Here is a 20,458-nt window from a genome sequence, read left to right as displayed (position 1 = left end):
CAAAGTTAGGCGGGGAAAGCGCTTTTCGTCGGCCTTTTGCCGAGGGAAAAGCGCTTGGTAGTCAGGTTGCGCCTCAGGCGCCGAGGTGACGCTCCTGGTGAGCGGTGGTCTGGAGCAGATCGAGGTACAGCGAGGCATAGGGCTTGGCGCATTCGGACCAGAAGAACGGGCCCTGCATGGCGCGATGACGCATGGCCAGCAAGAGGTCCTGACGTTCGAACACACCCAGGGCGCGGTCGATGGCGCTGATGTAGTTTTCCAGCGACAGTGGGGCGAACAGGAAGCCGGTGGTGCCGTCCTCGATGCTGTCGGCCAGGCCGCCGGTGCGGGTGGCGATCGGCAGGGAGGCGAAGCGCTGGGCGTACATCTGGCTCAGACCGCACGGCTCGAAGCGCGAGGGCATCAGCAGGAAGTCGCTCCCGGCGTACATGCGCCGTGCCTCGGTCTCGCAGAAGCCGATGTGGGCACTGACGCGACCGGGATGGCGCAGGGCCAGGGCCCGTACCTGGCGCTCGATGTGCGGCTCGCCGCAACCGATGATCATCAGCTGGCCACCGCGGGCGACGATGTGATCGGCCGCCTCGATGGTCAGGTCGATGCCTTTCTGCTGGACCAGTCGGGAGACCACGGCGAACAGCGGGCCGTTGGAGGGCTCCAGGCCGAATTCCTCGCGAATGCGCGCGGCGTTGACCGCCTTGCCGTCCCAGTCCGATTCGGTGAATTGCTGGCACAGGTGCGGGTCACTGCAGGCGCTCCAGCCATCGTCGATACCGTTGAGCAGACCGGTCAGCTTGCCGTCACGGGCCTTGACCTGCAGCAGGCCTTCGAGGCCGCAACCGAATTTCGCGGTGGTGATTTCCTGGGCGTAGGTGTGGCTGACCGTGGTGATGTGGTCGGCATAGACCAGACCGGCCTTGAGAAAGGACACCTTGCCCCAGAACTCCAGGCCCTCCATCTGGAAGGCGTGGGCGGGGATGTCCAGATCGGCCATGACCGACGCCGGGAACAGACCCTGGTACGCCAGGTTGTGGATGGTTGTCAGGCACGGGGTGCTGGCACCCTTCCAGCGCAGGTAGCCGGCGGCGAGGCCGGTCTGCCAGTCGTTGAGGTGCAGCAGGTCCGGCACCCAGCGAATGGAGGCGTCGCCCAGGGCGAAGTCGGCGGCAGCGCTGGCCAGGCGACCGAAGCGGATGTGGTTGTCGGCCCAGTCGGCACCGTTCAGGTCGCCATAGGGGTTGCCCGGGCGCTCATAGAGTTCGGGGCAGATCAGCACATAGACGACCAGGCCGTCTTCCAGATTGACGCGACCGATCTCGCAGGCCGGCATGGCGGCGCGGGCGGCGATGCGGCCAACCATCTGCACGCGATCCTTGATCGCGGCCATCACCTGACGATAGCCAGGGATCAACACCCGGACGTCGTGGGAGGCGGCGAGGGCGCGCGGCAGGGCGCCCGATACCTCGCCCAGGCCACCGGCCTTGACGAAGTCGGAAATTTCCGGGGTCACGAAGAGAATGCGTTTGCGACTTTCGACGACGGAGCTCAGCGTCAGCTGAGGCTCGTCCGTGCGCTTGCGGAGAGAGCTGGATCTGGTGGTGCGAGTGGCAGTTTCAACGGGCTCCAGAGCCCCAAATTTCCCCACGACGGCATTTGCCATGGTGCGCTCCCAATGCAGCAAGTTCGAGACTGAGGTTTACCTGAATGCTTCTTTCCTGAAGCTCGATGCTCCTGGTTCAAAAACGCCTACAGCCGAGCTGCTACAGCCTTTTTGCCGGTCACCTCTTCTTGAGATGTCTGGATCTGGGCGAGAACTGCTTCGCGGATTTCCAGATTGCTCTCGCACTGACTCACGGACAACGTCACAAGTTTCCCGCTCGAATGTTGCGGTCTTGCTTCGTATTGCCAGATGCATGCCCGAAAGCCGTCGCGGTTCGGGCCGGCACCTCTGAATAACCGCCAGGTGAACCGCTTGATGGTCACCTGATCGCGACAATTGGCCGAAAAATCAGACTTCTGGCTGACGAACGACCGGCTCTTGCCTTTCGTCGGATAGTGGCGCGGGGTGGACGTCACGGCGTCCCAGTTCGGTCCGCAGCTTGGGCAGGCAGAGGGGGAATTCGCGATTGATGTAGGTAATCAGCCGCTCGCGCACGAAGCAGCGCAGGTCCCAGTTCTTGGAGGAATCGCCCGAACTCACCAGTACGCGCAGCTGGATGGAATCGTGGGACGCATCGGTCACCTGCAGCACGCAGACACGGCCATCCCACAAATGGGGCACCTCGGCACAGGCGCGTTCCAATTCGGTGCGGATGGGTGCCAGGGGTAGGGAATAGTCAACCCATATGAAGACTGACCCGATCAGGCTGGAAGACGAGCGCGTCCAGTTCTGGAAGGGCGTCTCGATGAAGTATTGCAGCGGGACCACCAGCCGGCGGTCGTCCCAGATGCGGACCACCACGTAGGTGCCGGTGATCTCTTCCACCCGGCCCCATTCGCCTTCGACGATGACCACATCGTCCAGCCGGATCGGCTGGGTCACGGCGATCTGCAGGCCGGCGATGAGATTGCCCAGGACCGGTCGCGCAGCGATACCCGCGACCAGGCCCGCGACCCCGGCCGAGGCGAGCAGGCTCGCCCCCACCTGGCGAACCGCCGGGAAGGTCATCAGCATCAGGGCGATGCCCACCAGCAGGACGATGAAGCTGAGGCTGCGCACCAGCACCCGATTCTGCGTCTGGATCCGCCTGGCCCGCAGGTTGTCCGCCACATCCACGGGATTGCGCAGGGCGATGGTCGCGCCGACGGCCTTGACCGCTCGAAGGCCCAGCCAGGTAAAGGCGGCGATGCTCAGCAGACCGGTGAGGTGCTGTACGGCACGCAACAGCGGCAGGGCATCGGGTGCGGAATTCCAGACACCTTGCAACACCACCAGGGGCACGGCCAGGCGCGCGGGTTTCTCGGCGTACTTGACCAGGTTGCGCGCCAGCAGGAAGGGATTGGCCAGGCGGCGGATGGCCGCGAACGCCAGGGTCAGGGCGACGCTGCTGATCAGCAGGGCGACCCCCGCCGCGATCAGCGTGGTGATCCAGGGGGCGTTGAGCCAACCCGTCCAGTCGATGGCCGTCATGCGCAATTTCCTCAGGCAGACGGCTCCCCGTGATCCAGAAAAGCTGACGCGCCGGAATCGCGGGGAGCCTTTCGAGACACCTGTTTTCCGACTGAGGGGCTTCGCCACGGTTCCCCGGATGTCCGGCAAACGGTTCCTGGGTAGTAATACCACCCCAATAGGCGCGATGCCTGTTGCGCAGTGCTGGCTTTTTTCTGTCGATCAGTGGGGCAGGATGTCGCACCTCGCGTCTAAGCTCAGAGGAGAGTGCGCAGCGGACGCCGGATAGGAGTAGAATTCGCGCCCCAACGAGATACGTCCAGTCAGATGGCGGACCTGCGGAGATCGAGACGGATTTATGAAACCAGTGGTAGTGGTCGTCGAAGACGAGAACATGTTGCTCGGGCTGATGGAAGAGGTGCTCGAAGGCGAAGGCTTTCAGGTGCACACCTTCGGCACCGCGGATCAAGCCTGGGAATACCTGTCGAGTGCACGTCCGACGCCTGATCTGCTGATCACCGACGTCCGTATGCCGGGTGCCATCGACGGCCTGGAGCTGGCGCGCCGCGTCAAGCAGCAGCTGCCGGGTCTGCCCATCATCGTCTCTTCGGGCTATTTCGAAGAGCTGCAGCCCGAGCGCGCCCCGGACATCTACTACCTGCCCAAGCCCTGGCGCTTCGACGACCTGCTGGCCGGCTGCTTCCGCTTCCTCAATCAGCGCAAGGGCTGATTGCTGCCTTCTGCGGCCTGGTTCCAGGCCGTACTCTCCTTTGTGGTGGAAGCGGGCGCTGTCCGCAACCGTCCAGCACCCTGCCTAAGCTGATTCCTTTTCGTTATTTATCTGACGATACTTAGATCGTTTAGCTTGGCCTCCGACAGGCATCGAGTCGATGCCGAGGGCGCGCTCCGGCGTGCCTGCCGACAAGGAGGCCTTCATGAATTCGCTGTTAAAATCCCTGGCGCTGGCTGCAGGCCTGGCAACGCTCGCGGTGCAGGCGACCGCTGCCGATCTGGTGGTCGGCTACCAGACCGGTGTAGATCCCTCCAAGGTCGCCCAGGCCGATGGCCGCTACGATCAGGCGATTGGCCAGAAGATCGACTGGCGCCGTTTCAACAGCGGTCCCGAGGTCGTCGCCGCGCTGGCGTCGGGTGACGTGCAGATCGGCAATCTCGGCTCCAGCCCGCTGGCGGCGGCCACCTCCCGCAAGCTGCCGCTGGTGACCTTCCTCGTCTCCGCGCAAATCGATTCCGCCGAAGCCCTGGTCGTACGCGATGGCAGCGGGATCGACAGACCCGAGCAACTGGTCGGCAAGACCATCGCCACGCCCTTCGTCTCCACCTCCCACTACAGCCTGCTGGGAGCCCTCAAACACTGGGGCGTGGATCCGGCCAAGGTCAAGATCGTCAACCTCAATCCTACCGAGATCGCCGCTGCCTGGCGCCGCGGTGACATCGATGGCGCCTTCGTCTGGTCACCCGCGCTGGGCGAGATCAAGAAGAACGGGAAGGTGCTCGCCGATGCCGCCCAGGTGGGCAGCTGGGGTGCGCCAACCTTCGAGGTCTGGGTGGCGCGCAAGGACTTCGCCGAAAAGCATCCCGAGATCATCGCCCAGTACGCCAAGGTCACCTTACAGGCCTTCGCCGACTACCAGGCCCATGGCAAGGCGTGGGATGCGCAGTCCGAGCAGGCCAGAAAGATCGCTCGCCTGACCGGCGCGGACGCCGCGGACATCCCCGAATTACTGGCCGGCTCACGTTATCCGGATGCCCAGGCGCAACTCGGGCCCGATCTGCTCGGTGGCGGCACGGCCAAGGCCATCGCCCACACCGCCGAATTTCTCAAGGAACAGAAGCGCATTCCCACGGTGCTCGACGACTACTCGCCCTATGTCAGCGCCGAATACGTCCGCAAGGCTCAATAGCGATCCTCTCACGCCACGATTCGCCCCTCTCCGGAGGGGCTTTTTTTCCCAGCCGACAGGAGCCGGTCATGAGTCGACTCACCCTGGAACAGGCCAGCCTCGGATTCGTCCGCCGTGGCCGTCGTCAACCGATCCTGCAGCGTCTCGACCTCGCGGTGGAGAAGGGCGCCTCCCTGGTCGTGCTGGGTCCGTCCGGCTGTGGCAAATCCAGCCTGCTCAACGTGCTCGCCGGTTTTCAATCCCTGGATGAAGGGCGCGTGCAGCTCGATGGCCGGACCCTGGCAGGGCCGGGCGGCGAACGCGGCGTGGTGTTCCAGGACGACGCCCTGATGCCCTGGCTCAATGCGCTCGACAACGTCGCCCTGGGCCTGCGCCTGCGCGGGCTGGGTCGTGCCGAGCGCGAGGCCAGGGCCCGCGAGATGCTCGAGCTGGTGGGGCTGCCGCAGCATGCCGAGCACGCCATCGGCGAACTCTCGGGTGGTCAGCGCCAACGCCTGGGTCTGGCCCGCGCCCTGGCGGTGGACCCGGATTTCCTGCTGCTCGACGAACCCTTCGGCGCCCTCGACGCCCTGACCCGGGAACGCATGCAGGTGCTGTTGCTGGAGGTATGGAAACGCACCGGCAAGGGTCTGTTCCTCATCACACACAGCGTCGACGAGGCGCTGTTTCTGGCGACCGAGCTGCTGGTGCTGGACGGACCGCCCGCGCGCATCGTCCGCCGCCTGGAGGTGCCTTTCGCCCGCCGCCATCTGGCGGGGGAGCCCGTTCGCGCGATCAAGGCCGATCCCCTTTTCGCCGAGCTGCGCCAGGAGTTGCTCGACCTCTTTCTGCAGGAGTCTCCCGATCATGTCCTCTGACACCCTGACAACCTCCCTGCGCGATACCCGGGAACGCCGTCGACTGCACCTGGACCGCCGCCGCGTGGTAGCGCTGGGCACCCTGGCAGGCGTGGCGACGCTCTGGTGGAGCGCGACCCATCTGGGTTGGGTGGATACCCTGTTCCTGCCGTCGCCCGAACAACTGCTGGTCGCTCTGCAGGGACTGCTCGCCGACGGCTATCTGGATGCCAGCCTCTGGCAGCACCTGGGCACCAGCCTGCTGCGGGTGCTGGCGGCGCTGCTGGCGGCCGTGCTGACCGCGGTACCCCTGGGCATCGCCATGGGCCTCAACCCGACCCTGAACGCCGCGCTGGACCCCCTGGTGGAGTTCTATCGGCCGATTCCACCGCTGGCCTACCTGCCGCTGATGGTGATCTGGTTCGGCATCGGCGAGCTGTCCAAGGTGCTGCTGATCTATCTGGCGTTGTTCGCGCCCTTGCTGATCGCCACCGTGGGTGGGGTGCGCCGGGTCGATCCGGCGCGACGCCAGGCAGTGCGCTGCCTGGGCGCCTCGCGAGGGCAGGTGGTGCGGCACGTCATCCTGCCCAGTGCCTTGCCCGACATCCTCACCGGCCTGCGGATCGCCCTGGGGGTGGGCTGGTCGACCCTGGTGGCCGCTGAGTTGATCGCGGCCAATCGGGGCCTGGGCTTCATGGTGCAATCGGCCGCCCAGTTCATGGCCACCGACGTGGTGGTGGTGGGCATCCTGCTGATCGCCAGCATCGCCCTGTCCATCGAACTGGGCCTGCGCGCCCTGCAGCGGCGCTATGCCGGCTGGCAGTAGGGAGACGTCCATGCCCCTTACCTTCGAACGTCTGAGCCCCGCCCTCGGGGCACGCGTCCATGGCATGGATCTGCGCGAGCCCCTGGACGCCGCCAGCCACACGGCACTCCACCAGGGGCTGCTGGAGCATAAGGTGCTGTTTCTGCGTGACCAATTGCTGACGCCACGCCAGCAACGGGACGTGGCGGCTCATTTCGGCGATCTGCACATCCACCCGATCTATCCCAAGCATCCCGAGCAGCCGGAAATCCTGGTGCTGGATACCGAGTTGAACGACCTGAGGGACAACGCGCTCTGGCATACGGATGTGACCTTCATCCAGACGCCGCCGCTGGGGTCGCTGCTCAGCGCGCGCCAGGTGCCTGCCTATGGCGGCGATACCCTCTGGGCGAGCAATTCCGCGGCCTATGCGGCGCTGTCCGCACCGCTTCGCGGGCTGCTCGACGGTCTCAGTGCCTGGCACGACCTGAGCAAATCCTTTCCGCTGGAGCGCTTCGGCCAGACGCCGGAAGGCTTGCAGCGTTTCAATGCGGCACGCGCGGCCAACCCGCCGGTGCGTCATCCGGTGGTGAGGGTGCACCCGGAGACCGGGGTCAAGGGGCTGTTCGTCAGCGCCGGCTTCACCACCCGGATCGTCGAGCTGGAAGAAGCCGAGAGCGAGGCGCTGCTGCAATTGCTGTTCGCCCATGCCGCCCGACCTGAATTCCAGGTGCGCTGGCAGTGGCAGGCGGGCGATCTGGCCTTCTGGGACAACCGCATCACCCAGCACTACGCCTGTGACGACTATCGTCCGCAGCGGCGCGTGATGCACCGGGCGACCATCCTGGGCGACCGTCCCCGCGGGCCGGGCGAGCAGGGATGATGGCCTGTCCGCAGCAGGGATAGGCCGGCGTCCCGGCGGAAGATCAGTTGCCCAGGACGTCGATCAGCCCGAATACGAAGAACAGCACGATGCACACGGCCGCCACCGCGACCGGGATGAAGCGCGGATCCTTGATGGCCTTCCACATGGCCTGACGATTGCTGCGAGACCTTTCCATGACACCGCTCCAGGGGGTAAGGCCGGCGAGCTTAAAGCATCGCCGGGGGCGGCGGCCAGCCGGGCAGGGCGGCTCTCGTCGGGGTTTCCGGCCGGTTCGGCGGCCTAGGCGACGCCGATCTTCCACTGCGGCGGCGGGGGGGTGCCGTTGACCGCGAAGTCGCCGACGATTCGATCCTTGTAGATGCGCGGATTGTGGGAGGCGAGGGTGCGGGCATTGCGCCAGAAGCGATCCAGACCCTGGGGTCTCAGCGTGGCCGAGGCGCCCAGGGCGTCGAACAGGCGTCCGGAGGCCTCGATGATCAGGTCCGTCACCACATTGAGCGATTGGCAGACTTCCAGTTCGGCCAGCGCCACCGCGCGATCCTCGGCGGCCTGGTCGTCCGTCTGCCTGAGGTCATGCACCCGCTGCAAGGCCTCGGCGTTCTTCAGGGCGATCACCCCGGCGCAGTAGGCCGCGCTGCGTACCTGGCCTACCACGGCCAGCACCTGGGGATCCTGGCTGACACGGTCGGCGTTGCCGATGGTGAAGGTGCGGGTGCGAGCGGCGACCGCGGCCGCTACCTCGCTGCTCATGGCCCGTCCCAGGCCCGCCAGATTGGCGAGGTGAAAGACCTGGAAGAAGCCGGGTGAATAGCGGAAGCGCTCGCCCACCGCCACCACGTCCGCAGGCTCTACGCGCACATTGGTGAAGGTCGCCGTGCCGCTGGCGGTCAGGGTCTGGCCGAAGCCATTCCAGTCATCCACCACCTCGACGCCGGGGGCATCGCGGCGGACGGTGACCATGACGCGATTGCCGGCCTCGTCGGTGGCGCCCACGTCGATCCAGTCGGCATAGAGCGAACCGGTGGTATAGAACTTGGTGCCGGAGAGCAGCAGGGCGTCGCCCTCGCGGCGTACGCGGGTGCTGAACTCGGCGCGCCGGGCATCGCCGACTTCGCTGGACGCCGGACCTATTGTCTCGCCGGCAGCGATGCGCGCGAACCAGCGGCTGCGGCGCGCCGGGTCGTCGCTGTTGAGCAGGCCCTCGACAAAGCCCATGTGGCCGCGCAGGGCCTGGACCAGATTGGAATCCGCCTCGCCCAGTTCGATGAGCAGGGCGAACAGTTCCGGCAGGGTGACGCCCGCGCCGCCGTGCTCGACCGGCAGCCGCAGGGCGGTGAAGCCCGCCGCCTTCAGCCAGTCCAGCTCTTCGACCGGCAGCCGCCGCTGCACCTCGCGTTGGATGGCGCCCGCGCGGATGCGCTGGAACAGCGGCTGAAAGCGCGCGGAGAGGTCGGCATGGCGCGCGGAAGGGCCGGCGCCCCAGCCTGCGGAAATGATGCTCATGGGAATGGAGATCCTTCTAATGCTGTCGGGAGAGATTCGGGACGGGCGAGACCGAGACGGGCCATCTCGGCCTGGGCGGCGCGGGTGTGGCCGATCAGGGCGATCGCCGCCAGCAGACGGCGGCCCAAGGTTTTCAGGACCGCTACCGGCGCTGCGGGACGGTAGCGGGTGGACGGAGCCCATTCGTCTTGCTGCCTGCCCGCCGGCCTCGCATGAATCTTTATCGGGGAAGTGGGTGCAGGTTCACCCGTACGGAGCATCTTGCTGGATAAAAACATGGCGGACTTTGACAAGTGCAGAGTTGGCTCAAGTCTAAAAGGCACTTCGAGCCATTGGCCAGTTGTCAAAAGTGCTAAGGATATGTCTCGAATTATTCCTTGCCAGAAGTGTTGTTCCCGCAACAGTTGGGTCTTGGTGTGGATAATTTTTATAAGCTTATGATTTTATTGGTCGCTTGAATGATCGTTAGATGGGCTGCGGAATTATCGCGGCAAGACGTTGAGTATTGAGCCATTGCATGGCTGAAGGCAGCGGACAACCACTTGTTCATGAAGTAATGCCTTAACGATATTTCACTTCGGGATGCTCTTTTTCTAAGGTCGGCTTTGATTTCTGGCTATCAGGGCCCTGTAGTGACTGTCTATCTCGATACGCGGCATCGCCGCCTGGTCAAATTGCTCCTGCATACGTTCACCGCCCGCAGCGAATGGCCTACCTGGGGGCTGGTCGCAGGGGTCTACGCAAGCTGGCTCCTGCTCGTCCTGGCCTGGCCGCTGCTTGGCTACTGGACCCTGCCACCGCTGATTCTGGTCGTCGTGCTGCACCAGTCGCTGCAGCACGAGTTGATTCACGGTCATCCTACGCGCTGGCCCCGGGTAAATGCCCTGCTGGCCTATCCACCCCTCGGCCTCTGGTTTCCCTTTCCGCTCTATCGGGACAGCCATCTGGCGCACCATCGACGCGAGAACCTCACCGACCCTGACCTGGATCCCGAGAGCCGCTATGTGGATGGCGAGGTCTGGGAGCGAAGAGGGCAGGCCGGACGGGCGTTGCTCTGGCTGGACAAGACCTTGCTCGGGCGTGTTCTGGTGGGACCGGTGCTGTCGCTGCACGGCATGCTGGAGTTCGAAGTACGCCGCTGCCGGCGTGGCGAGCGGGGCGTGCTGGGTGTCTGGCTGATCCACCTGACACTCTGTGCAGGGCTGCTCCTGGCGATCCACGGGCTGTCTGGCATGCCCCTGGCGATCTATGTGCTGGGAGTGGCCTGGCCGGCGCTGGCCCTGGCGCTGATCAGGTCCTTCTACGAACACCGCCCGGCGCTGGATCCGGCGCAAAGGTGCGTGCTCAACGAGAGCGGCGGGGCGCTGCGCTGGCTGTTTCTCAACAATACCCTGCACCTGGTCCACCACGATCTGCCGGGCTTGCCCTGGTATCTGATTCCGCGGGTCTACCGCGCCAGGCGCAGTGCCTATCAGGCGCGCAGCGGAGGCTTCGTGTTTTCCGGCTATCGCGAGCTGGGTCGACGTTTCGCCTGGCGAGCCGTGGATGCACCCAGGCATCCCGGCGCTGAAGCAAGGCCTCCCAGCCATCTCCCGGCCGGTCAGCCTTCATTGATATCTGCCTGCCGCTAGATAATACCACCCCTCTTTTTTGGATCGCTTTGGGATTGATTCTCCCTGCCCGGGTAATCAAGGCGAGACCAAGCCAGATCGTTGCGATGCCGGGCGGTTCAGAAGGGCTGATGGAGCAGCGCCGCCAGTTCGGGCACCAGCCGCTGCCTGGGAAGCCTGTTGACGCCTGGGGAAGGAGCGCGTTTACAGATGTCCTGGGGCGTCGGAACTCCCCGCGGAATCCTGCAGGAGCCTGACCAGGGCGCGGACGCTTTCCGGGAGTGCCTCCAGATCCCTGACCAGAATGTTTCGCTCGCGAACCGCCCAGGGTTCCTCGATCCTCACCGTCCGGATCGCCATGCTTCGGCCATGATGCCGGGCGGCGGATTCCGGCAGGATGCCGATGCCCACCTTGGCTTCGACCATACGGCACACGGCCTCGAAACTGGAGAGCTGGATACGCAGATTCAGGGTGGCACCGAGACGTTCCACCTGATCCCGCAGGAAATTCAGCAGGCTGGTGCCCTCGCGCAGACAGATATGCTGGTAGTCCAGGGTCTCTCGCAAGGTGACCTGGGGCTGGCTGGCCAGGGGATGCCCGGTGGGCACGACCAGCGTCAGGCGATCCATGCTGTAGGGCAGGATCTGCAGATTGCTCGCTTCGATCAGTCCGGCGGTGATGCCCAGATCCGCTGCCCCGTCGATCACCCCCCTGACGATGTCACGATTGAGGCGCTCCTGCAGATCCACCGTCACGCCCGGGCGATCCGCGAGATAGACGGCGAGCAATCCGGGGAGGAACTCGGTGACCGCGGTCGTGTTGGCGAAGATGCGGATATGGCCGGTGGCATCACTGCGGTACTCGGTGAATTCGCCTTTGAGAAAGTCGACCTGGCGCATGATGAGACGGGCATGCTTCAGCAGGCGCTGACCCGCTGGCGTGAGCTCGACGCCGCGACTGTCACGGTAGAGCAGGCGAATGCCGAACTGGCTTTCGAGGGCCTTCACTCGCGCGCTGGCGGCGGCCGGCGACAGGGCCGCGCGGCGTGCGCCCTGGGTCAGGCTGGGCGACTCGGCGATATGGATGAAAAGCCGCAGGTCAGCCAGGTCGAAATGCATGCTCGCGTGCTCCGTGCGTTTTTTGGCGTTCAGCCTAGCCGAATGCCGGATTACGCAAATGTAAATTCACAGAACGAAACAACTCCCCGCAAGCTGGCGATGAGCCTATCGATGGGAGTCAAGCATGAACGCGACGTCAGCCACTGCCTGGGTGGGACGAACCCTCGAAACAGAGGATTTTCTGGGGCAACGCCAAGTCGCGCGCATCGCCCACACCTTCGATGAGCCGCCATTGGCGGCGGGCGAGGCGCTGCCGCCGCTCTGGCACTGGGCCTTCTTCGACAACCCGGTGGCAGGGGCCCAGCTCGGGCCCGATGGGCATGCGGCGCGCGGTACCTTCCTGCCGCCGGCGGAAGGGCGTAATCGCATGTGGGCAGGCGGGCGCCTGGACTTTCTCGGCGCGCTGCACGTTGGCGAGCGGGCGCGCTGCGTCTCGACGCTGCTGCGCGTCGAGGAGAAGACGGGCCGTAGCGGCAGCCTGCTGTTCGTGACCGTGGAGCACCGTTATTTCCAACAGGACGAACTGGTGCTGCGCGAAGAGCAGGACCTGGTCTATCGCGAGCCCGGTGCGCCCAAGGCCGGCAGCGGCGAAGCCATTGCGCTCGGCAGCTGGGCGGAGTCGGTGGTACCCGAGCCGACGTTGCTGTTCCGCTATTCGGCGGTGACCTTCAACGGTCATCGCATCCACTACGACTGGCCCTACGCGACCCAGCAGGAGGGCTATGCCGGTCTGGTCGTCCATGGCCCGCTCATCGCGACCCTGTCGCTGCGCAGCTTCCGTCGCGCTCATCCGACCGCGCGGATACGGCAGTTCAGCTATCGCGGCGTTCGTCCGCTGATCGCGCCCGCTCCCTTCACGCTCAGTGGTCAGGTCATCGCGCCCGGCGAGGCGGAGCTGTGGGCTGGAAATGGCGACGGTGCAGCCCAGGTGGCTCAGCTGCGATTCGAGTGACAGCGGTGCCCCTATAACGACAAGAGAGAAACTCCCATGCTGGACGAACGACAAGAAGAATTCTCTGCCATTCGCGGCGGCGTCCGTGGCCTCTGCGCCGGCTTCCCGGCCGAGTACTGGCGCCACATTGATGAGCAGAAGGGCTTTCCCCAGGACTTCGTCCGGGCGATGACCGAGGCGGGCTGGCTGTCCGCCATGATTCCGGAAGCCTATGGCGGCTCGGGGCTGGGCCTGGCCGAGGCGTCCATCATTCTGGAGGAGGTGAATCGCTGCGGCGGCAATTCCGGCACCATCCATGGGCAGATGTACAACATGTTCACCCTGCTGCGAAACGGCAGCGACGAGCAGAAGAGCGCCTATCTGCCACGGCTGGCCAGCGGCGAGCTGCGCCTCCAGTCCATGGGCGTCACCGAGCCCACCACCGGCACCGATACCACCAAGATCAAGACCACGGCGGTGCGCAGGGGCGATCGCTATGTGATCAATGGGCAGAAGGTGTGGATCTCCCGGGTGCAGCATTCCGATCTGATGATCCTACTGGCGCGGACCACGCCGCTGGAAGCCGTCCAGCGCAAGTCCGAGGGGATGTCCATCTTTCTGGTGGATCTGCGCGAGGCCATCGGCAAGGGGCTGACCGTTCGGCCCATCCCCAACATGGTCAATCACGAGACCAACGAGCTGTTCTTCGACGAGCTGGAAATTCCTGCCAGCAACCTCATCGGGGAGGAGGGCAAGGGGTTTCGCTACATCCTGGACGGTCTCAATGCCGAACGCACCCTGATCGCCGCGGAATGCATCGGCGATGGCCGGTGGTTCGTCGACAAGGCCCGTCACTATGCCCGCGACCGGGTGGTGTTCGGTCGCCCCATCGGGCAGAACCAGGGCGTGCAGTTTCCCATCGCCGAGGCCCATATCGAAATCGAAGCCGCGGATCTGATGCGCTGGCACGCCTGCGACCTGTACGACCGCGGCGAAAACGCCGGCGCGGCGGCCAACATGGCCAAGTACCTGGCGGCCAAGGCCAGCTGGGAGGCGGCCAACGCCTGTCTGCAAACGCACGGAGGCTTCGGCTTCGCCACCGAGTACGACGTCGAGCGCAAGTTTCGCGAGACGCGCCTGTACCAGGTCGCTCCGATCTCCACCAACCTCATTCTTTCCTACGTGGCCGAGCACCTGCTCGAACTGCCGCGCTCCTTCTAGGGTGACCGCCATGACCCATACCGAACGTCTGGCGGCCTTTCTCGGCGAGCTGGCCTATGCGGATCTGCCGGCCAGCGTCGTGACGCGGACCGAAGAGCTGTTTCTCGACTGGCTGGGCTCGGTGCTGGCCAGCGATGGCAGCCATCCCATACCGCTGTTCCATGCCTATGCCCAGAGCATGGGCCCCACCGAGGGGCGTGCCCGGGTACTGGTCGCGCCCTACGGCACCTCAGCCTACTTCGCCGCGCTGGTCAATGGCGCCGCCTCTCATCTGGTGGAGCAGGATGATCTGCACAACAGCTCGGTGCTGCATCCGGCCACGGTGGTCTTTTCCGCCGCACTGGCCGCGGCCCAGGACCTGGGAAAGAGCGGACAGGAGCTGATCCTCGCCGCGGTCGCCGGCTATGAGGCAGGTATCCGCATCGGAGAATTCCTCGGGCGCTCGCACTATCGGATCTTCCATACCACGGCCACCGTGGGCACCCTGGCCGCGGCGGTGGCGGTGGGCAAGCTGCTGGACTTCGACCGGGAGCAATTCATCCAGGTGCTCGGCAACGCGGGCACCCAGGCGGCAGGGCTCTGGGAGTTCCTGCGCGACGCGGCGGATTCCAAGCAGCTGCATACCGCCAAGGCGGCGGCGGATGGGCTGCTGGCGGCTTATCTCACAGCGCAGGGGTTGACCGGTGCGCGCAACATCCTGGAGGGCGAGCAGGGCCTGGCCGCCGGTCTCTCCACTGACGCCGACGCCCGCCGGCTGAGCGATCGCCTGGGACAGCGCTGGGCCTTGCTGGAAACCTCCTTCAAGTTCCATGCGTCCTGCCGCCATACCCACCCTGCGGCCGATGCCCTGCTGGACCTGATGCAGCGCGAACGCCTGGCGCCCGACGACATCGCCCAGGTGACGGCGCGGGTCCACCAGGGCGCCCTGGACGTGCTCGGTCGCGTCGAGGTGCCGCGTACCGTGCACCAGGCGAAGTTTTCCATGGGCACGGTACTGGGGTTGATCGCCGTCCACGGCCAGGCGCAACTGGGTGATTTCGCGACTGCCGCGCTGAACGATCCCGCGGTCGCGGCCTTCCGCGCACGCGTCGGCATGCGGCTGGACCCCGAGGTCGACGCCGCCTATCCCCAGCGTTGGCTGGGCAGGGTCGAGGTGACGACCCGCCAGGGCGCTGTTCTGCAGGGACGGATCGACGAGCCCAAGGGCGATCCCGGCAATACCCTCGACAGGGCTGAACTGGAAGACAAATTCCGCCGGCTGGTCGCCTTCTCCGGCAAGCGCACGCCCGCCGATGCCGAGGCCCTGATCGCCCGGGCCTGGCGGCTGCACGAGTGCGTGGATCTCTACTGCTTCACCTGACCTGGAGTGAACCAAGATGGCTGTCGAAAAACCTCGTCCTCTGGATGGCATCACGGTCGTGAGTCTCGAACATGCGATCGCGGCCCCGTTCTGCTCCCGGCAACTGGCCGACCTGGGCGCCCGCGTCATCAAGATCGAGCGGCCGGGCAGTGGCGATTTCGCCCGCGGCTACGACGAGCGTGTCGCCGGACTCGCCTCCCACTTCGTCTGGACCAATCGCTCCAAGGAGAGCGTGGCCCTGGATCTCAAACAGGACGACGCCCTCGCCGTGCTGGACGGGCTGCTCGCCAAGGCGGACGTCCTCTTGCAGAACCTGGCGCCGGGCGCGGCCAGTCGGCTGGGGCTGGATTTCGACGTCCTGCACGCGCGCTTTCCTCGGCTGATCGTCTGCGACGTGTCCGGCTATGGCGGCGGTGGCAGCTATGAACGCAAGAAAGCCTACGACCTGTTGATTCAGAGCGAGGCGGGTTTTCTCTCGGTGACGGGGGGACCTGACGATGACCAGCTGGCCAAGGCAGGCTGCTCCATCGCCGACATCGCGGCCGGCATGTATGCCTACAGTGGCATCCTGTCGGCGCTGCTGTTGCGGGAGCGGACGGGGGAGGGCAGTCGCGTCGAGGTCAGCATGCTGGAGAGCCTGGTGGAGTGGATGGGCTATCCGCTGTATTACGCCTATGCCGGCATGCCGCCGCCCGCACGCGCCGGCGCCGCCCATTCCACCATCTACCCCTACGGGCCCTTTCCCGCGGGCGATGGCGGCACGGTGATGCTGGGCCTGCAGAACGAGCGGGAGTGGCAGCTCTTCTGCGAGCAGGTGCTGTTGCAACCGGAGCTGGCCACGGATCCGCGATTTTCCGCCAACTTCAAACGCTCGGCGAATCGCGGCGCGCTGCGCGACCTGATCGTCGAAGCGTTCGCCCAGCTCGAGACCGCAGAGGTCATCGCCCGTCTGGAGCAGGCGCAGATCGCCAATGCCCAGGTGAATGACATGGCGGCGGTCTGGGCGCATCCCCAGCTGCGCGAGCGCGATCGCTGGCGTGAGGTTGGCAGCCCGGCCGGTCCCTTGCCCGCCCTGTTGCCACCGGCGAGCAACAGTGCCTTCGAGCCGCGGATGGATCCGATTCCCGCGCTGGGCGAGCACACCGAAGCGGTATTGCGGGAGCTGGGGTATGACCCCGTAGCCCTGGCCGCGGCGCCCCAGCGAGGTGCGCCATGATCCCCGGCGCCGACACGCTTCCCGCCGATCCTCGCTCCGCCCTGTTCGTCCCGGCGACGCGCCCGGAGCGAATCGGCAAGGCCCTGGCGAGTGGTGCCGATGTGGTGATCGTGGACCTGGAGGATGCGGTCGCCGAAGCCGCCAAGACGGCCGCACGTGACGCCCTCGAACAGGCACTGCTCGCCGCGCCTGACTTCCGGGTCTGGATCCGCATCAATGCCGCCGCCCACCCGGCGCATGGCGACGACCTGGCGCTGTGCCAACGCCTGGGGCAGGTGCGCGGAATCGTCCTGCCCAAGGCGGAAAGCGCCGCCCAGGTCGACCGCGTCCATGCCGAGACGGGCAAGCCCGTCTGGCCGATCATCGAGAGCGCCCGGGGTCTGGATCGACTCAAGGAGATCGCCGGGGCTGCCGGGGTGGAGCGCCTGGTGCTCGGCGGTCTGGATCTGGGCCTGGATCTCGGCTTGGAAAGCGGTACCGCGGCAGCGGAACGGCTGCTGGACCAGGCACGCTTTCGACTCCTGCTGGAAGGCCGACTGGCCGGGTTGCCCGCACCCCTGGACAGCGTCTTTCCGGCCATCGATGACCTGACCGGGCTGGCGGCGGCCACCGCCAGTGCCCGTGACCAGGGTTTCGCCGGGCTGTTGTGCATTCATCCCCGCCAGGTCGCCGTGGTGCATGGCACCCTGGCGCCGACGGCCACGGAAATCGACTGGGCGCAGCGGGTGATCGCAGCGAGTCAGGATGAGCAGGGGGTCTTCGTCGTCGACGGAAAGATGATCGATGCGCCCGTGATAGGGCGCGCGCGCCGTCTGCTCGGACGCCTGGAAAAGGCGGCTCCCGTGTTAGGCGGAGCTGAAGGCCCTGTTGGGCAATGCTGAATTCCGCCCCGCGGAGGGGGCGCGTTTAATAACCCCGACCTGATTACAAAAACAAGATGAGGTGTCGCCATGCCCACGTTTCCGTTCAAGACGCTGTTCTGTGCCGCCGTGTTTTCCTTCGCCGGTTCGCTGTACGCGGCGGATGAAGCGCCCATCACCATCAAGTTCGCCCATGTGGTCGCCGAGCACACGCCCAAGGGGCAGGGCGCCGTGCTGTTCAAGAAGCTGGCGGAAGAGCGCCTGCCCGGCCGGGTGAAGGTGGAGGTCTACCCCAACTCCTCGCTGTTCGGCGACGGCAAGGAGATGGAGGCCCTGCTGCTGGGCGACGTCCAGATGCTCGCCCCCTCGCTGGCCAAATTCGAGCATTACGCCAAGGCGGTGCAGGTCTTCGATCTGCCCTTCCTGTTCGATGACATGGCCGCGGTCGACCGCTTCCAGGCCGGGCCCCAGGGCAAGGCGCTGCTGACCAGCATGGAGGGCAAGGGCATCACCGGTCTGGCCTATTGGCACAACGGCCTCAAGGTGCTCTCGGCCAACAAGCCGCTGCGTGAACCCAGGGATGCCCGCGGTCTGAAGTTCCGGGTCCAGGCCTCCGCCGTCCTCGATGAGCAGTTCAAGGCCTTGCGCGCCGCGCCGCGCAAGATGAGTTTCGCCGAGGTGTATCAGGGCCTGCAGACCGGGGTCGTCAATGGCACGGAAAACACCTGGTCCAACTACTTCAGCCAGAAGATCCATGAGGTCCAGCCCTATTTCACCGAGTCCAACCACGGCCTGATCGACTACATGGTGATCACCAACACCACGTTCTGGCAGGGCTTGCCCGAGGACGTGCGCACCGAGCTCAATAAGGTGATGGGCGAGGTCACCCTGGAGGTGAACCGTCAGGCCAAGGCACTCAATGACGAGGCTCGCGGCGCCATCGCCAAAGCCGGCACCAGCGAGATCATCGAACTGACTCCCGCGCAACGCGAGGAGTGGCGCAAGGCCATGCAGCCGGTCTGGAAGAAGTTCGAAGGAGAGATCGGCAGCGAGGTGATCGAGGCAGCCGTCAACGCCAACAAGGCCAGCTGAAGACCCGCGAGCGCGTCCTTCTTTCGCCCCCTGTCAGTGCCTGTTGGAGGTTCGTATGTCTGCCGTGACCCGTCTCTGGTGCCGGCTGGAGGAAGCGCTCGTCGCCTTCCTGCTGGCGGTCATGACCCTGATCACCTTCGTCTACGTGGTGGTCAACAATGTATACGCCGTTTTCTATTATCTGGCCGATCGCAGCGCCTTCCTGGAAGAACCCCTGTTGGCCATGGGGGACGGCCTGCTCTTCGTCTCCCAGGAAATGACCTGGAGCATCGCCCTGACCAAGGCGGTGTTCGGCTGGCTAATTTTCATCGGTCTGGCCTGGGGCGTGCGCATCGGCGCTCACCTGGGGGTCGATCTGCTGGTCAAGACCTTTCCGCCCGCCTTGCGCAAGGCGGTGGCCTTGCTGGCGGTCGGCATCTGTATCTTCTATTGCGGGCTGATGACCTATTCCAGCCAACAATGGGTAGCGGCGCTGATGAACGCCAACATCGGCGCCGAGGATCTCGACCGCTTCGGTCTGCGTCAGTGGCATATCGTCATGATCGTTCCGATCGGCTTCGCCCTGATGCTGATCCGCTTCGTCGAGGTGTTCCTGCGCATTCTGCGCAACGAGCAGAGCGGCTTCGGGGGCCATAGCGAAGCCGAGGATGCCCTCCGACTCGTCGACGGCCAGCACGGCACGGAGCGCCAGCCATGACCATTACCTTCCTGTTCCTGGCGCTGTTCGCCCTCATGTTCATCGGCATTCCGGTGGCCGTCTCCCTGGGGCTTTCCGGTGCCCTCACCATCCTGCTGTTCAGCAACGACTCGGTGCGCTCGCTGGCCATCAAGCTGTTCGAGACCAGCGAGCACTACACCCTGATGGCGATCCCGTTCTTTCTCCTGGCCGGAGCCTTCATGACCACGGGTGGGGTGGCTCATCGGCTGATCGAGTTCGCCAACGCCTGCGTCGGCCATATCCGGGGCGGCTTGGCCATCGCCGCGATCCTGGCCTGCATGCTGTTCGCCGCCCTCTGCGGATCGTCGCCAGCCACCGTGGCCGCGGTGGGCTCCATCGTCATCGCCGGCATGGTCCGTTCGGGCTACAAGCGCGAATTCGCCGCCGGCATCGTCTGCAATGCCGGCACCCTGGGGATCCTCATCCCGCCCTCCATCGTCATGGTGGTCTATGCGACGGCCACCGAATCCTCGGTGGGCAAGCTGTTCATGGCGGGGGTGGTGCCGGGGTTGCTGCTGGGCCTGGTGCTGATGGTGACCATCTACATCATCGCCCGCATCAAGAACATTCCGGCGCTACCGCGAGCTTCCTTCAAGGAGGTGCTGCGGACCGGACGGCGCGCCATCTGGGGCTTGATGCTGATCGTGATCATCCTTGGCGGCATCTATTCCGGCATGTTCACGCCCACGGAAGCGGCGGCGGTCTCGGCGATCTATGCGGCCATCGTCGCGGTCTTCGTGCACAAGGACATGCAGCTGCGGCAGTGCCATCGGGTGCTGATCGACGCGGCCAAGCTGTCCGTGGTGCTGATGTTCATCATCGCCAACGCCATGCTCTTCGCCCATGTCCTGACCACCGAGCAGATTCCCCAGTCGATCACCCGCTGGGTGGTGGACCAGGGCTTCTCGCCGATGGAATTCCTGATCGTGGTGAACATTGTGCTGCTGATCGCGGGCACCTTCATGGAGCCGTCGGCGATCATCCTGATCCTGGCCCCCATCCTGTTCCCGATCGCCGTGCAGCTCGGGATCGATCCGATCCATCTGGGGATCATCATGGTGGTCAACATGGAGATCGGGCTGATCACGCCGCCGACGGGCCTCAATCTGTTCGTCACCTCAGCGGTGACCGGCATGCCGCTCACCACGACCATCCGGGCCGTTTCCCCCTGGCTGCTGGTGATGCTGGCCTTCCTCATCCTGGTGACCTATGTGCCTTATCTGTCCCTGGCCTTGCCGAATTGGTTGGGCATGACCTGAGGTAGGGGGGTGAC

The 20,458-nt window shown here is 65.3% G+C and carries 19 protein-coding genes; 14 read left to right on the top strand and 5 right to left on the bottom strand.

The annotated features are described in order from the left end of the window. Positions 1 to 73: 73 nt before the first annotated feature. Positions 74 to 1,657: a glycogen synthase GlgA gene (glgA, locus tag POR01S_RS05560; RefSeq protein WP_042134458.1), complete on the bottom strand. Its 1,584-nt coding sequence runs from the start codon at positions 1,655 to 1,657 to the stop codon at positions 74 to 76. Positions 1,658 to 2,005: 348 nt separating this feature from the next. Then, on the bottom strand, positions 2,006 to 3,127 hold the full coding sequence (locus POR01S_RS05555) for a mechanosensitive ion channel family protein (protein WP_037007798.1): 1,122 nt from the start codon (positions 3,125 to 3,127) through the stop codon (positions 2,006 to 2,008). 337 nt (positions 3,128 to 3,464) lie between these two features. Between POR01S_RS05555 and POR01S_RS05550 the strand changes: the two genes are divergently transcribed. From POR01S_RS05550 to tauD, 5 genes are all read left to right on the top strand, one after another. Continuing rightward, complete coding sequence (locus POR01S_RS05550) at positions 3,465 to 3,836, top strand: response regulator (RefSeq protein ID WP_027599241.1); 372 nt, start codon at positions 3,465 to 3,467, stop codon at positions 3,834 to 3,836. 205 nt (positions 3,837 to 4,041) lie between these two features. Next, positions 4,042 to 5,028 (top strand): taurine ABC transporter substrate-binding protein, encoded by a 987-nt coding sequence (gene tauA, locus POR01S_RS05545; protein WP_042134332.1) that lies wholly within the window; start codon positions 4,042 to 4,044, stop codon positions 5,026 to 5,028. Between the two features lie 68 nt (positions 5,029 to 5,096). After that, positions 5,097 to 5,885: a taurine ABC transporter ATP-binding protein gene (locus POR01S_RS05540; RefSeq protein ID WP_042134330.1), complete on the top strand. Its 789-nt coding sequence runs from the start codon at positions 5,097 to 5,099 to the stop codon at positions 5,883 to 5,885. Then, positions 5,875 to 6,690: a taurine ABC transporter permease TauC gene (gene tauC / locus POR01S_RS05535; RefSeq protein ID WP_042134326.1), complete on the top strand. Its 816-nt coding sequence runs from the start codon at positions 5,875 to 5,877 to the stop codon at positions 6,688 to 6,690. The genes POR01S_RS05540 and tauC overlap by 11 nt, the downstream gene beginning before the upstream one ends. 10 nt (positions 6,691 to 6,700) lie before the next feature. Then, positions 6,701 to 7,552, top strand: a complete 852-nt coding sequence (gene tauD / locus POR01S_RS05530; protein WP_042134325.1) for a taurine dioxygenase — start codon at positions 6,701 to 6,703, stop codon at positions 7,550 to 7,552. 43 nt (positions 7,553 to 7,595) lie between these two features. On the opposite strand, the gene POR01S_RS23965 is transcribed toward tauD, so the two are convergent. After that, positions 7,596 to 7,730 carry a hypothetical protein gene (locus POR01S_RS23965; protein ID WP_255211796.1) on the bottom strand — a complete coding sequence of 45 codons (135 nt, stop codon included), beginning with the start codon at positions 7,728 to 7,730 and terminating at the stop codon, positions 7,596 to 7,598. Between the two features lie 104 nt (positions 7,731 to 7,834). Further along, positions 7,835 to 9,058: an acyl-CoA dehydrogenase family protein gene (locus POR01S_RS05525; protein ID WP_042134321.1), complete on the bottom strand. Its 1,224-nt coding sequence runs from the start codon at positions 9,056 to 9,058 to the stop codon at positions 7,835 to 7,837. Positions 9,059 to 9,690: 632 nt separating this feature from the next. On the opposite strand from POR01S_RS05525, the gene POR01S_RS05520 reads away from it, so the two are divergent. Beyond that, positions 9,691 to 10,689 (top strand): fatty acid desaturase, encoded by a 999-nt coding sequence (locus tag POR01S_RS05520; RefSeq protein ID WP_081875164.1) that lies wholly within the window; start codon positions 9,691 to 9,693, stop codon positions 10,687 to 10,689. A 183-nt stretch (positions 10,690 to 10,872) separates the two neighbouring features. Here POR01S_RS05520 and POR01S_RS05515 read toward each other — a convergent pair whose 3' ends face one another. Further along, entirely contained in the window at positions 10,873 to 11,787 is a 915-nt protein-coding gene (locus tag POR01S_RS05515) for a LysR substrate-binding domain-containing protein (protein WP_042134319.1), read from the bottom strand. Positions 11,788 to 11,911: 124 nt separating this feature from the next. On the opposite strand from POR01S_RS05515, the gene POR01S_RS05510 reads away from it, so the two are divergent. From POR01S_RS05510 to dctM, 8 genes are all read left to right on the top strand, one after another. Beyond that, positions 11,912 to 12,739, top strand: a complete 828-nt coding sequence (locus POR01S_RS05510) for an HTD2 family dehydratase (RefSeq protein ID WP_042134317.1) — start codon at positions 11,912 to 11,914, stop codon at positions 12,737 to 12,739. 36 nt (positions 12,740 to 12,775) lie between these two features. Next, entirely contained in the window at positions 12,776 to 13,939 is a 1,164-nt protein-coding gene (locus tag POR01S_RS05505; protein ID WP_042134315.1) for an acyl-CoA dehydrogenase family protein, read from the top strand. Positions 13,940 to 13,949: 10 nt separating this feature from the next. Then, the gene (locus POR01S_RS05500; RefSeq protein ID WP_042134313.1) at positions 13,950 to 15,299 is read left to right on the top strand and encodes an MmgE/PrpD family protein; all 1,350 of its coding nucleotides are present in this window, start codon (positions 13,950 to 13,952) and stop codon (positions 15,297 to 15,299) included. Between the two features lie 16 nt (positions 15,300 to 15,315). Continuing rightward, positions 15,316 to 16,515, top strand: a complete 1,200-nt coding sequence (locus tag POR01S_RS05495) for a CaiB/BaiF CoA transferase family protein (protein ID WP_042134310.1) — start codon at positions 15,316 to 15,318, stop codon at positions 16,513 to 16,515. Further along, positions 16,512 to 17,396: an HpcH/HpaI aldolase/citrate lyase family protein gene (locus POR01S_RS05490; protein ID WP_042134308.1), complete on the top strand. Its 885-nt coding sequence runs from the start codon at positions 16,512 to 16,514 to the stop codon at positions 17,394 to 17,396. Before POR01S_RS05495 ends, POR01S_RS05490 begins: the two co-directional genes overlap by 4 nt. A gap of 69 nt (positions 17,397 to 17,465) precedes the next feature. Then, positions 17,466 to 18,467, top strand: coding sequence for a TRAP transporter substrate-binding protein (locus POR01S_RS05485; RefSeq protein WP_027602393.1), 1,002 nt, complete (start codon positions 17,466 to 17,468; stop codon positions 18,465 to 18,467). 55 nt (positions 18,468 to 18,522) lie between these two features. Beyond that, on the top strand, positions 18,523 to 19,164 hold the full coding sequence (locus tag POR01S_RS05480) for a TRAP transporter small permease (RefSeq protein ID WP_027599253.1): 642 nt from the start codon (positions 18,523 to 18,525) through the stop codon (positions 19,162 to 19,164). After that, positions 19,161 to 20,444: a C4-dicarboxylate TRAP transporter large permease protein DctM gene (gene dctM / locus POR01S_RS05475; protein WP_027599254.1), complete on the top strand. Its 1,284-nt coding sequence runs from the start codon at positions 19,161 to 19,163 to the stop codon at positions 20,442 to 20,444. The genes POR01S_RS05480 and dctM overlap by 4 nt, the downstream gene beginning before the upstream one ends. Positions 20,445 to 20,458: the final 14 nt, after the last annotated feature.

It is taken from the genome of Pseudomonas oryzihabitans NBRC 102199 (genome assembly GCF_000730625.1).
Taxonomy (GTDB): domain Bacteria; phylum Pseudomonadota; class Gammaproteobacteria; order Pseudomonadales; family Pseudomonadaceae; genus Chryseomonas; species Chryseomonas oryzihabitans.
Note: the sequence above shows the minus strand (reverse complement) of the source record. Positions and strands in the feature narration are given on the sequence as shown.